Consider the following 14094-nt stretch of genomic DNA (forward strand, 5'->3'; position numbering starts at 1 on the left):
CTTGGTAAATGAGATTTTGAAACGACTATTTTCTCTCGAAAATCATCGGATCGTTTAAATGTATTTTACGCTTTCTTACCTTCAGTTACAAAATTACTTCATAACTTACTGCTGTTTTCAATATTTCAAAGAATTTGTTAGTATCAAGTATCATGAAAAAAGTATCAAAATACTAAACTAAAAACTGATGATGGAAGCGGAGTTGAACCCTTCATGCTGCCTTTAACAGCCATCGCTTTCTTAAGAACTTGTGATCTTTTCGTTTCGATCGGGGTGCAAAGGTAAGTAACTTACTTTAAACAACCAAATCTTTTTTTAAGTTTTTTTTATTCCCTTCTCGCCAACCAGCTAATCCAGAACAACTTATAACTAAAGATCTTTTTTACTGCTTGCTTCCTTTCGAAGCGGGGTGCAAAGGTAGATAACCTTTTTCTTTTCACCAAATCTTTTTGAAGATTTTTTTCAAAGTCTTTCCAGCTTTTATACCGGAAAATTTTAAACCCCAACATCTTTAAGAACTACGCCTGGCCTGCTTTTCAGCGTTTCAAGCGGGTTGCAAAGGTAGAGCAAACTTTTCTTTTCACCAAAACTTTTTTCAAAGTTTTTTACCCCGTTTCTGTTGCTGTATACTATTATATAGTATCGCTCCAAAACTCTCCTCTGTTAACTCCACGCTATATTTATATGAACTTTCCCTTAAGCCGTTCCGCTAAGGGAGCGCAAAGATAGAAGTCCTATACCGTTCCACAAAATGTTTTTAACAGATCGATTGACCTTTGTTTACCATATCTCAGTAACAGCAACACTTACAAGCCAGATATATTTTTTGAATTCAAGTATTGAAGGGGAGATGTTAGGTATGAGATGGTAGATGTGAGATGTGAGATGGGAGATGTTAGATGTGAGATGGGAGATGTTAGATGATAGATATGGGATGTGTCATCCTGAGCGCAGCGAAGGATCTTAACGGAGGAAGCACGCCCTGAAAATTAGCCAGAAGCACGACCAGGCAAAGCCAGCTAATCGAAGACAGCCTTCGTGAAGCAGGATGAGCCCCCACTCCCTCTTGATAAAGCCTGCTAACTGATGAGATCCTTCGCTACGCTCAGGATGACAGCGAACACTTGATACTTACCACTCTAATAAAGCCAGCTAACTGGTGAGATCCTTCGCTACGCTCAGGATGACAATCGTCCTCTTGATACATACCACGCTAATAAAGCCAGCCAACGGATAAGATCCTTCGCGATGCTCAGGATGACAGCGAACACTTCAACAGTTTAAAATTCAAAACTCAAAATTCAAAATTACCATGCGGGCTCAGGATGAAAGGCTCCCTCTTGATACATACCACTCTAATAAAGCCGGCCAACGGATAAGATCCTTCGCGAAGCTCAGGATGACAGCGAACACTTCAACAGCTCAAAATTCAAAACTCAAAATTCAAAATTACCCTGCAAGCTCAGGATGACAGCGAACACTTCAACAGCTCAAAATTCAAAACTCAAAATTTAAAATTACCCTACCCTTTCTTCATCGCCATGCCCTTGGAATGTGGCATCGTTTCTTTAAAACCGAACTGTGCATATAACTGATCGGCCTTGCCGTCGGCGAGCAGGCTGATGTAACAGCCTTCAGGCAATTGTTCGTCGATATAGGTCCGGATACGGGCCATAATCTCCTTACCAAGTCCCCTGCCCTGGTAACCCGGCAATATACAGATATCGACTACCTGGCAAAAGCAGCCCCCATCGCCGATAACACGGCCCATCCCTATATAATTATCTCCATCTTTGACCGCCACAGCATATAGACTGTTTTTCAGGCCTATTGCTGCGGCCGCGGGCGTTTTGGCCGTCAAACCGGAAGCAACCCGGAGCTGCAGGTATGTATCGAGCGGAACAATTTCGTTTGTTATTGTAATCATGTGTCAAAGTTAGGTTTTAGATGTCATCCTGAGCGCAGCGAAGGATCTTAACGAAAGGAGCACGCCTTGAAATATAGTACAAGCACGACCAGACAAAGCCGGCTAACCTCTCAACCACATCAGGACGAACGCTCCCGCTTGATAAAGCCCGCTAACTAATAAGATCCTTCGCTGCGCTCAGGATGACAGCGAACGCTTCAACAGTTCAAAATTCAAAACTCAAAATTTAAAATTACCCTGCTGCGCTCAGGATGACAGTGAACACTTCAACAGCTCAAAATTCAAAACTCAAAATTTAAAATTACCCTGCGCGCTCAGGATGACAATCGTCCTCTTGATACTTCATACTTGATACTCCACAGGAGGCCCATCGCTTATTATTGCGCAGCATTTGCCAACGCCGGCTACTGGCATATAGTACCTGTTCGAGGTGATAACTGTCTTATTTTCATATAACAATCATCTCATGAAAAAGATCCTTTACCTCATCTTCCTGTTACTGCCATTCCCGCTGTTACGGGTTACTGCCCAGGAATCTATCCCGGAACTGCCTCCCTGCGCTTTCGACCTCTATTGGCAGCACCTTGAAAAAGAACAACCCGGGATCCGTACCCGCTACGAAACTGCGCTGAGAGGTTCCGGTAATACAACCGGTGCTGCAAGGCCTACCGGGATCGTCTACCGAATACCGGTTGTATTTCATGTACTTTACTTCCAACAGGGTAATACCAAAATATGGGATATCCCGGATTCTACCCTCCAGGAACAGGTCGCGATCCTGAACGAGGCCTACAGGAGCCGGAATGCCGATACCGCCAACCTGAGAACGGTATTCAAACACTTGAAAGCCGACGCAGAGATTGAATTTTACCTGGCCACGAAAGATCCGGGCGGCGTAACTACCAACGGCATTACCCGTACTCCGACTGCTATCGAGGCTTTTGGCGGCAGCAGCAATAATATTGTCTATTTTATCGACTCTATCGAGCGGATAAAAAGCACAGCCGCAGGGGGAAAAGATCCATGGCCCACAAACCGTTACCTGAATATATGGATATCCGATATGAGCAGGTGGGTTAATAATCAGTACCAGATCGGCGTGATCGGCTACGGCACTCCGCCGCTCAACCCGCTGCCACCCAATTGGGGTAATATTACCTACCTTGATAACACCCGTGACGGCATTATCCTGCAATACCAGTTTGTGGGTGCACAGAAAAGTCCTTACCGGGCCCTGGCCGAAAGCAGGGGTTGCGGTAAAGGCAGGACAGTGGTACATGAAGTGGGGCATTACCTCGGACTTAATCATATATTCGGCGGCTCGTCGAACCCCTACTGCAGCGTTGCGGACGATGATGGTATTGGCGATACCCCCTTACAGGCCATCGTGACAGGGGCTCCCGATCCTGCCAAGAATACCTGTGGCGCGGGCGAGGCAGGTGACTTGCCGGATCTCTGGGAAAACTATATGGATTATACCCGGGAGCCTTTCCAGGTCATGTTTACCCTCGAACAAGCCGGTTTTATGCGTAACATCCTGCTGCAGCGACGCGACACACTGGTTAACGACTATCCGACAGGGTTAATCTCTGAAAAACACGCTCAACAAAGCATACAAGTCTTCCCTCAGCCCGCCCGCACTACCCTGTCTATCGTATTCGCAGGAAAAGCAGACGGGATTGCCCTAACCGATATAACCGGCAAAACCATATACCAAAGCGCCGATAAACAGCCTATACCGGTAAGCCATTTGCCCTCGGGCCTATATTTTTTAAAACTGCAATCCGGCCAAAACTTTTACACCCGGAAAGTGGTCGTTCAACATTGATCTTGTTCGCTTACTAAGATTTTTTCGGAGCCGGGCGTCTTTTTATTGATAAAACGCATTTATACATCTACATGTAGGCAACGGGTTAACCTTATTTAACCTGTTGCTACATGAAGATGTTTTATTTTGCAAATAATTTCTTAAAAAACCCGATACCGAATGAAAAAAACTCTGTCTCTCATTACAGGCCTGCTTCTTGGAGTGCCTGCGTTGCGTACCCATGCACAAACCGTACCGGCGGATATACCGCGCTGTGGTTATGAACTGGTATGGAAAAACCTGGAAAGAAAAGACCCTGATTTCCGCCGTAAATATGATGCCTTTGTTATGGATAAAAACTCGGGTGAGGCAGCCCGGCCTACCGGCACCGTGTACCGTATCCCGGTTGTATTCCATGTTGTGTACTACAAAAACGGGGCTGTAGAAAGAGGCAATATAGCAGATTCCCTCATACAACACCAGGTTACGATCCTGAATAATGCTTACCGTAAAAGACATGCTGATACCGGCAACCTGCGCTCCTTATTCAAGCCGATCAGTGCCGACGCGGAAATAGAATTCTACCTGGCCACAAAAGCGCCAAACGGGGCCGCCACCAATGGCATTACCCGTACGCCTACTACGCACACCAGCTTCGGCTCCATTTCGGCGCTGGGTACGATGGACTCGCTGGAACGGATCAAACACACCAACCAGGGCGGATTTGATGGCTGGCCCGCAGATAAGTACCTGAACATATGGGTAGCGGATATGGCTTTTAACGTTGGCGGTTCAAGTATGATCGCTATCCTGGGTTATGCCACGCCGCCACTCAACCCGCTGCCGCCCAACTGGGGTACCGATACCACTGAATTATCAGGTATGAAAGACGGTGTAGTACTGCAATACCATTGTATAGGCGGCAGCAAAAACCCCGGGGTATCCGAAATAGCGCCTATGAGCACACAAGGCCGTACCGCAGTACACGAAGTAGGCCACTACCTTGGGCTACGGCATATCTGGGGCGATGCACAAGATCCCACTGTAGCCTGTACACCGGCCGCTTCGGATGGTGTCGACGATACCCCTTACCAGGCCGAACAATCGTACGGACAGCCGGATCCTACGCAAAACACCTGTCACCAGGATCAACCCGGCGACCTGCCCGACCTCTGGGAAAATTATATGGACTACTCCGACGACGAGTATGTAGTGATGTTTACCCAGGGCCAGGTGGACCTGATGCGGCGCATTCTCGCCAACCAACGGAAGGACCTGGTCAACCAGAACGGCACCGGTTTTACAGACAAAGATACCCGGCGCAATGCCGTGAAAGTATACCCGCAACCGGCCAGTCAAAGCCTAAACATCGCCTTCGTAGGCAAGATAGAACAAGTGGTACTGACGGATGTACTGGGTAAAACGGTAAAAACCGTACAGGGCACCAAAACCATAGACATCAGCAACCTGCCCTCCGGTGTTTACTTCCTGAAATTGCAATCCGGCCAGGAATGTTATACCCGGCAGGTAGTGATAGCGCGGTAGAATAGATGTTAGATTTTAGATTTCAGATATTAGATGTTAGATATTAGATGTTAGATATTAGATGTTAGATATTAGATGTTAGATATTAGATATTAGCTGTCATCCTGAGCCTCGCGAAGGATCTTATCGGTAAGCTGGCTTTACCAGCGTGAAAAGCATGAGGTACCAGGAGGAAGCCTGTCATCCTGAGCCTCGCGAAGGATCTCATCCCCGAGCTGGCTTTACCAGCGTGTAAAGCATCGCGTATCAAGAGGACGATTGTCATCCTGAGCGCAGCAGGGTAATTTTAAATTTTGAGTTTTGAATTTTGAACTGTTGAAGTGTTCGCTGTCATCCTAAGCGTCGCGAAGGATATTATCCGTTAGCTGGCTTTGCCAGCGTGTAAGGCATCGCGTATCAAGAGGACGATTGTCATCCTGAGCACAGCAGGGTAATTTTAAATTTTGAGTTTTGAATTTTGAACTGTTGAAGTGTTCGCTGTCATCCTGAGCGTAGCGTAGGATCTTATTAGTTAGCTGGCTTTACCAAAACAACAAGAAGCCCGGTTGTATTGCATACAGCCGGGCTTTCCTATTATAATAAGTTGCTTATACTTACCAGATGTTTAAACCGAATTTATCGGCATTGTCTTTGGCATCGTCATAACCGGCGTCGGTATGACGCAATACGCCCATAGCAGGATCGTTATGCAATACGCGTTTCAGGCGTTCTTCGGCATCGGCAGAACCGTCGGCCACGATCACCATACCGGCATGAAGCGAATAACCCATACCCACACCACCGCCATGGTGGAAGCTTACCCAGCTCGCGCCGCCTGCGGTATTGATCAATGCATTGAGGATCGGCCAGTCGGCTACGGCATCGCTACCGTCTTTCATGGCTTCCGTTTCGCGGTTTGGCGAAGCTACAGAACCGCAATCCAGGTGATCCCTGCCGATTACGATTGGCGCTTTTACTTTACCGGTACGCACCAGTTCGTTAAACAGCAGACCGGCTTTTTCGCGCTCACCCATACCCAACCAGCAAATACGTGCAGGCAGGCCCTGGAACGCGATCTTGTCTTTCGCCAGGTTCAGCCAGCGTTGCAGGCCTTTATTCTCAGGAAATAATTCGGCAAGCGCCTTATCGGTGGTATAGATATCTTCCGGATCACCGCTCAGGGCTACCCAGCGGAAAGGCCCTTTACCTTCGCAGAACAGCGGACGGATATAGGCCGGTACGAAACCCGGGAAGTCGAACGCGTTCTCTACGCCGCGTTTGTCTTTAGCTTGTCCACGCAGATTATTGCCATAATCGAAAGTAATGGCGCCGCGTTTTTGCAGTTCCAGCATCTGGCGTACATGGTGTGCCATAGTGTCCAGTGCGCGGTTGCGATAAGTTTCCGGATCAGATTCGCGCAGCGCGTTTGCCTCCGCCACGGTAAGTCCTTCGGGGAAATAACCGATCAGTTCGTCATGAGCAGAAGTCTGGTCGGTAAGGGTATCGGGGGTGATATTGCGGTCCAGCAATCTTTGCAGCAGGTCTACAACGTTGCAGCATACGCCGATAGATACGGCTTCGCCTTTTGCCTTGGCATCCAGCGAACGGTCGATCGCTTCGTCGATATCGTGATAATATTCGTCGAGGTAACGGGTCTCGATCCTTTTCTGCATGCGCCATTCTTCGATTTCGGCAGCGAGACATACGCCTTCGTTCATGGTAATGGCGAGGGGCTGAGCGCCACCCATACCGCCGAGACCGGCGGTTACATTCAGGGTACCTTTGAGGGTACCGTTAAAGTTGATGGCAGCCAGGGAAAGATACGTTTCGTAAGTACCCTGCACGATGCCCTGCGAGCCGATATAGATCCAGCTTCCGGCCGTCATTTGCCCGTACATCATCAGTCCTTTGGCTTCCAGTTCGCGGAAATGCTCCCAGGTAGCCCAGCGGCCCACCAGGTTGGAATTGGCGATCAATACACGGGGCGCATTTTTATGAGAACGCAGAACGCCTACAGGCTTCCCGCTCTGTACCATCAGGGTTTCATCTTCCTTCAATTCGCGCAGGCATTCCAGTATTTTATCGAAGCTTTCCCAGTTACGGGCGGCTTTACCGATACCCCCATATACAACGAGGTCTTCGGGGCGTTCGGCAACTTCGGGATCCAGGTTGTTCTGAAGCATACGGTATGCCGCTTCGGTAACCCAGTCTTTACAATGCAGTTGGGTGCCGGTAGGCGATTTAATGATACGTGCTGTTGTACTCATATAATAAGTTCAGTTAATTAAGCAGGATTAATTGGCTGGCAAAAATAGATTTTTTTACTGATTGCGTTTTTATTTTGCAGCCATTAATTTATTACTGAACTTCTATTTCGACACCAGGGAGCGGGGCTTTGCTTCGAGCCAGGCAAATGTTATGTCTACCCCATATTCTTATCATCAAATCAAAAAGAAACAAAATTTATGCTTATGCCCGCTCCAGTTTTTCAACAGCGATCGTATTGCCTTTGTATTCCAGGCGTATTATATACAAACCAGGACTATAGCCGCCAAGGTCAATCGTTTCCCGCGATGAAGCTATATCCCTGCGCATAATCAGCCTTCCTGTATAATCGTACAGGTAAAGCACCAGCGCTCCGGGCGCCCCGCTGAAATTATCCAACTGGAGCTGCACCCGGCCATGGGCGGGATTGGGATAAAGACGCAGCCGCGGTTTTTCGGGATCAGCAGCGATAGCGGTTCCTCCCAGCGACGGGCTCATATAAGCAGCTCCTGATACGCCAAGGCTGACCGGCAGCGAATCGCAAAGCAATTGGTAAGAGGCATCCTCAGTATTGATCTTATATGCTCCATAACGTGAAAAGCCTACCAGCGAAGGCCCGGTTGCCGGCAAGGTAATCGTAGCCAGGCCAAAACAGCTCGGGATCGGCTTATAGGGATCGTTAAGTGCTATTGCACTTACTACAGTATCAAACGTTTTGTTGAGTTCAATTTTGACCAGCAGACCATTAAACACCAACAACGTATCTGCGGACGCTAAATAAAGATCACGGCCATACCAGGCCAGGTCACCCATAGAGGGATAGCGGATATCACCGATACGATACGTAGATGCATCCCGAACCCTGATCCCATACAAGTCCCTGCCATATACCATGAGCAGGATGGAGTCGTTGAGGGCCACCAGCGAATTGCCATAGATCGCAGTATGCCCTTTATAAACGGCCTCGACATTGACCGTATCGATTAAATAGAGGCGACCTCCGGCAGTATCCGGGGTGATACCCCAAAGCCGGCCATCCGGTGTAAAAGCAATGTCGGCCATAGGCGGAATGGCACCAAAAGAACGGATCGTGCAACCGGGTACATTTACAGCATAAAGTACCCCCTCGTAATCCGTAACAAACACCGGCGTTGCCTGGCCATTGGCCCATCCTGGCTGCAGCCACAGGACCACAACCCATATATATCCCAGGATATTGAACTTCATAAGCGCTTTATTTTTTAATTATTTTCTGTGTGTAAACAATACGATGTTCTGTGCTCAGACCGGCCACATAAACACCCGCAGGCAAGTGGCTAATGTTAATCATATCTTTACCCCCGTTCAGCACATGGCGCAGCACTACTCTGCCGCTTATATCGCTCAGTACCAGTAACGCGTTACCGGTAGCACAGTCAACCCACAACTGCCCGGAAACCGGGTTAGGATAGATGTTCCATTCCCGCTTCGCAGCCATAAGCCTGCTTGCGGCAGCATAGTCCGGCGAAGGCGGTATAAATTCAGGGGGGAAGATCGCGCCTTCGTACTGTGCCAACAGCGCACGGGCAATTGCTCCTGCCTGCGTACGATCGGCCGCGGCGCACGCTGATATCAGATCCCGGAACTGTACGGGCAGGTTATTCCACGTTGCCCCCGGGCCTTCGAGCCATTGCAGGGCCTGGTACAATACCAGGGTATGCGCAACTTCTGCCTGCTCTTCTTCACTTAGGGTGTATTTTTCCGGGATCTTGTTCAATACCTTAAATGCATCATCCCAGCGTGCAAGTTCCCGGTAAGCCGAAGCCTGGTACAACTTATACTGGTATCCCTTGGTCACTTTCGCATACACCAGGGCGATACTGTCAATATAGTTGGCAGTGTCCGTATCCTTGCGGTACTGGTACTGCCCTACAGCCCTGTCGATCAGCAGTGCGTGGGCGGTCAACAGGCCGTCCAGCAAAGCGGTATCGTTATAAGTACGGCCAGGTTTTGCTTCAATCAAAGTTATCTGCGATTCAATCACTGATAATGCTGTTATAAACTGCGAAAAAGGGAAAGGCGCGGGTGGTGCTCCATTATTATGTACCGGGCAGGTATTGGCCTGGGTGCCGATTATATTGGTAAAGTTCCTGTTTACCGGAACTTCGGGAGCCCCTATTCCGGTACAGCCATATTGAAAATCGGCGATCGTATTCGTATTGGGTCCTATAAAATAATTGGGGTAATTATATCCTGCAGTGGGTGCGGACGTATAATTAAACTTGTTTCCGGCACTGTAATCATAAAGATTACTAAGCCCTGCAGGCAGGTACTGCAACCGGGCGATACCATCGCTGCCTGAATTGATTACGTCCTGCATAACCGATATCTCGTATCCGTTCCAGGTGCCCAGCAGGTTATTACATAGTATTTTCAACCCGGTTGTCGCGGCAGTATTACGGTTACGCCCAATGGACTGTACACCCAATAACAACCCCAGGGGAAAGGGCTTGGTTTTATTCCGGTATATTTCATTATAGGCAGTACCCGAATTTTTAACCACAATGCCGGGACCGCCTGCAGGATGACCGCATAACGTATTACCTTCTATACGATACCCGGTTGAATTACGCAGAAAAATACCAAAATAAGAAGGGCTATTATCCACCTGAAAATTACACCCCAGCACCCAGGGCATAAAGCAGCCGCTCATATTAATACCATAAAGACAATAGAAATCCGCATTACGGACTAAAGACACGCGGTCAGTCTGCAGACTGTTGACCAGGTAGATACCGGTATTCAGATTGGAGAAAACACACCTGGGCATAAGGTCGTTGAATTGTTGAACCTTTACGCTTGCGTTCACCCCCATAATACCGGAGGTGTTCAGCGGATTAACTGCACTACCTGTAAATGTACAGGAAAGAAATGTAATATTTTTGCAATTATCCAGGTAAACCATATCCGGCGGGTATGGACTCGGATTAAAGTTATTGGTATGGGTAAAGCTGCAATACTGGAATAGAGCATTCCAGTTCATCCCGCTGGTTTGCGTATTCGGATCGACGATGGCCCCCGCGTTCACTTCATTATGAAACCATAACGCCCTTTTATTATTTCGGAAAAGGGTCAAATTCGCAGCAACAGTTCCACCATTGGTTGTTGACGCAGCAAAGTCCTTGTCAAAATTCCGGATGGCGGTCTCCGCATTTTCAATCGTACTGTTTTCGATAAATATCCGCGATGCATTGGGAGAAGCGGGTCCTGGGCTGGAAGTCGCGCCCCGCATGGTTTCTATACCCGACCAGTAGGTACCCGGTGTGATAACGGTGACCAAAGACTGGTTGCGGGCTTCGAATACAGCCGCCGCAGAAGCATTGGGAGGCGGGCCGGCAGTACCAAAATAACCTCTTAAAATAATGCGGGCGCCGGCCCCCATTTTTACCGTAGCCCCATCTACTTTAATCGTGCCCCCGGCCATAACCGTAATATCATAAGGGAAGGAAGCCACCGCTCCCGGATTAATAAGTAACAATGCGCCGGACTGTACGATACAAGGGCCAGAACAATAATCAGGAAAGTTAACGTAGTATGTTCCTGAAATAACAGTCGGAATAACAGCGTGTAGCGGCGTAGGACCAGCTAACCAGCACACGCCTGATAAGGCCAGGTTTAGCAGCCAAATTATTAGCAAATGTTTTTTCATGGGATATTTATTTTATATAAATAAATATCAAACATAAAATAAACCTACTTACTATCAAAGCATAAATGCATAATTTATTAAAACCTACCCTTTTTTATCCTCTAACCGGGCGATCATATTATTCATCTGCTCGAGTTGCGAACGCTGTATTTCGATAATATCCTCCTGCTGCCGGATAATAAGATGATCCAGTTTTTCGTGCAGCATGCGGATCTCCAGTTCCGACTTCAGGTTGATCATATAATCGCTTTTGGCCCGCTGCCGGTCTTTTTCTTCCTGCCGGTTCTGGCTCATCATAATCACCGGCGCCTGCAGGGCTGCCAGGCAGGACAGGATCAGGTTGAGCAGGATAAAGGGATAGGGATCGAAACCTTTGTTGTGCAGCATATATACATTGCCCAGGATCCAGACTACGATGGTAATGCTGAAAAAGATGATAAATTTCCAGCTGCCGCCAAAGGCGGCTACCTTGTCGGCAACGCGCTGGCCCAGGGTGCTTTGCAGGTCGTCGTCGTCCAGTTTGGCGGTTATCGAGTTGCGCTTGCCGATCGAGTCGAGCACGGTCTGTTCCATTTCACCAAGATCGCCTACTTCGCGCATCAGGTGATCGGATAAATACTTCAGCTTACAGGAGTTCAGTTCACTTACCGATAAATGATCGTCCGCACCGAAATCAGGGTTCTCCTTTTGTATGATCTTCAGTAATTCGCCATGAATAACATTGCCTGAAACGCGTTCCGACACAGGAAATTCTTTCCCCGAAAGGCCGCTGATAAAGGTTTCCATAATATACTTCTTTCGATGAAATTAAGGAAGCCTGGCATATATTTTCAAAAGATTTTGAGCGGCGCGGGGTTAAAACAAAGCAAAGACGGGTACAAGCGGCCGCCAGTGTGTATTTGCACTATTCAAAATAGGTCTACTGACAGATATTCTTTTGCATGACCACCCGTTTCTCGATCCATACATCGCTTTCGTCGTCGCGCAGCTGTACGTAATACACTCCCAGGGGATCACGGTCCGGATCGAACTCGACCGAGATTTCATGTTCACCTTTCGAATTACTGACCTGGCCCGATTTGATTTCGCGGTATACCTTACGGTTGTGGTCAAAGATCACCACATGCATCTGCCTGCGGCTTTCCTTCTTCCAGTTAAGCGGTACATACACTTTCGAAAGGTTAAGGTCGAACACTTCTCCCCCGTTGCCACTGGTATTGATGTTATGATGGGTATAGTACTCAGGCATCTGCTGGCGAAGCAAACCAGCCATATAAGCCACCAGAGCCTTGCCTTCATCCGGTTTTCCCGACGGGTTATACACATTACTCAGGCAATGGCCGCTCGTAAGCGTCCATATCGCATGCTGGCCCAGCGATCCGAATAAACGGTGTTGCCGTATATAACGGCTTACCTGGCGCATTACCGTATCGCCCTGCTTCCAATAGGCATACGTTAAATTTTTAGCGGGCCCACTGGCGCTGCTCTTGCCACAAAAGGTCTGCAGGGTTACCGTTTTCGATTTACCGGCTTCGACGGTTACCTGTTCTTCACCCACCGCCACAAGGGGCTGGAATCGGCTATCCAAAGGTTTAAAAATAAGCGCCGGATCAACGGCAAGTGAAAGATCGCTACCGGTATTGTTATGCAACTCCAGGTTAAGACACTGCCCCATAAAGCCACCTTTGGATACCGCCTTGACGGTTACCAGGCGTTTGGCCATAGATTCCTTAAGAGAAAGAAGAGCCGCCTGTGCCGGAGCAGAAAGGCATACAACCAAAAGCAGCAACCAGCTGCCGTTTCGTAAATAAGACATAGTGGGTTGATTGATAGGTTACAGGGGCCCTGGATATGGCCGGTACTAAAATAATCATTTACATCAATATTAACAATACCCGCTTCCCGGCCCTATCCATACAAAAGCCTGCCGGATATGACAGAACTATGACTTGGCTCCCGGTACGAAAAGGGCTTATTTTGTACTCCTAAAAACACGATCTTATGGGAGGCACACCAGACTTTAAAGCCATAGCCGCACAACTCCGGCAACCTTCGGGAGACGATGGCATTGCTACAGCCGAAAGAATGAGTGATAACAACGGCAATATGATCAGGCGCTGCATCGATCATTTAAATATACAGGATAAGAACCGGGTACTGGAAATGGGCCCGGGCGGCGGCACACACCTGCCCTATGTACTGCCCAAAGCGAAAGACATACACTACCAGGGCATAGATATCTCGGCAACGATGGTGGCGCTGGCCAGTAGCCTGAACCAGCCGGCTATCGAAAGCGGGCAGGCTGCTTTTCTCGCCATAGATCCTGTGGATGGTTATGTGGGTATCCCCGGGGATGACCGGCAGTACGACCGCATCTTTACCGTAAACACGCTTTACTTCTGGGATAATGCGCCGGCACAGGCCGCGGAGTTGTTCCGGGTATTACGTCCGGGCGGCGTCTTTGCCCTTTGCTTCGCTACTGAGGCCTTTATGAAGACCCTGCCTTTTACCGAATTTGGTTTTAATCTTTACAGTCCCGAAAAAGCCACAGATCTGCTTGCTGCTGCGGGCTTCCACATCGTCGATGTGATTAGCGAAACCGAGCAGGTAACCAGCAATGCCGGTCATACCGTCGAACGCGAATTTATCGTATTGCTTGCCAGCCGCGATATCGCGTCATAACGACGGGGTTAGGCGCGGAACGAATCGAATTTGCGGATAAGGAAGATCACCGGAGCGATCATCAGGGAGAAGAGGAAGCCATAGCCCCTGCCAAATGTCTCTGCTACGGCAATACCGGCCAGGGAGAAAAAGGCGATCAGCAACAAGGCGATAAAGTATTTTTTTATCATAGTAATGGTTGGGTGATAATGCTTTCGAAAC

At 48.4% G+C, this 14094-nt stretch carries 10 protein-coding genes; 3 read left to right on the plus strand and 7 right to left on the minus strand.

The annotated features are described in order from the left end of the window. Positions 1 to 1522 precede the first annotated feature (1522 nt). Positions 1523 to 1927, minus strand: coding sequence for a GNAT family N-acetyltransferase (locus tag B0I18_RS18065; RefSeq protein ID WP_106524155.1), 405 nt, complete (start codon positions 1925 to 1927; stop codon positions 1523 to 1525). A 466-nt stretch (positions 1928 to 2393) separates the two neighbouring features. On the opposite strand from B0I18_RS18065, the gene B0I18_RS18070 reads away from it, so the two are divergent. Continuing rightward, complete coding sequence (locus B0I18_RS18070; protein ID WP_106524156.1) at positions 2394 to 3755, plus strand: zinc-dependent metalloprotease; 1362 nt, start codon at positions 2394 to 2396, stop codon at positions 3753 to 3755. A gap of 159 nt (positions 3756 to 3914) precedes the next feature. After that, on the plus strand, positions 3915 to 5279 hold the full coding sequence (locus B0I18_RS18075; RefSeq protein WP_106524157.1) for a zinc-dependent metalloprotease: 1365 nt from the start codon (positions 3915 to 3917) through the stop codon (positions 5277 to 5279). Positions 5280 to 5872: 593 nt separating this feature from the next. On the opposite strand, the gene hutU is transcribed toward B0I18_RS18075, so the two are convergent. From hutU to B0I18_RS18105, 5 genes are all read right to left on the minus strand, one after another. After that, a complete protein-coding gene (hutU, locus tag B0I18_RS18085) occupies positions 5873 to 7525 on the minus strand; it encodes a urocanate hydratase (RefSeq protein ID WP_106524159.1) in 1653 nt (550 codons plus the stop codon). Positions 7526 to 7727: 202 nt separating this feature from the next. Beyond that, the gene (locus B0I18_RS18090; protein WP_106524160.1) at positions 7728 to 8750 is read right to left on the minus strand and encodes a T9SS type A sorting domain-containing protein; all 1023 of its coding nucleotides are present in this window, start codon (positions 8748 to 8750) and stop codon (positions 7728 to 7730) included. Positions 8751 to 8757: 7 nt separating this feature from the next. Beyond that, entirely contained in the window at positions 8758 to 11016 is a 2259-nt protein-coding gene (locus tag B0I18_RS18095; protein WP_181358514.1) for a T9SS type A sorting domain-containing protein, read from the minus strand. A gap of 279 nt (positions 11017 to 11295) precedes the next feature. Beyond that, complete coding sequence (locus B0I18_RS18100; RefSeq protein WP_106524162.1) at positions 11296 to 11997, minus strand: DUF1003 domain-containing protein; 702 nt, start codon at positions 11995 to 11997, stop codon at positions 11296 to 11298. Positions 11998 to 12130: 133 nt separating this feature from the next. After that, the gene (locus B0I18_RS18105; RefSeq protein ID WP_146146798.1) at positions 12131 to 13027 is read right to left on the minus strand and encodes a hypothetical protein; all 897 of its coding nucleotides are present in this window, start codon (positions 13025 to 13027) and stop codon (positions 12131 to 12133) included. Between the two features lie 185 nt (positions 13028 to 13212). On the opposite strand from B0I18_RS18105, the gene B0I18_RS18110 reads away from it, so the two are divergent. Continuing rightward, complete coding sequence (locus tag B0I18_RS18110) at positions 13213 to 13893, plus strand: class I SAM-dependent methyltransferase (RefSeq protein WP_106524164.1); 681 nt, start codon at positions 13213 to 13215, stop codon at positions 13891 to 13893. A gap of 8 nt (positions 13894 to 13901) precedes the next feature. On the opposite strand, the gene B0I18_RS25125 is transcribed toward B0I18_RS18110, so the two are convergent. Next, the gene (locus tag B0I18_RS25125; protein ID WP_181358515.1) at positions 13902 to 14063 is read right to left on the minus strand and encodes a hypothetical protein; all 162 of its coding nucleotides are present in this window, start codon (positions 14061 to 14063) and stop codon (positions 13902 to 13904) included. Positions 14064 to 14094: the final 31 nt, after the last annotated feature.

The organism is Taibaiella chishuiensis, assembly GCF_003014535.1.
GTDB classification, from domain to species: Bacteria; Bacteroidota; Bacteroidia; order Chitinophagales; family Chitinophagaceae; genus Taibaiella; species Taibaiella chishuiensis.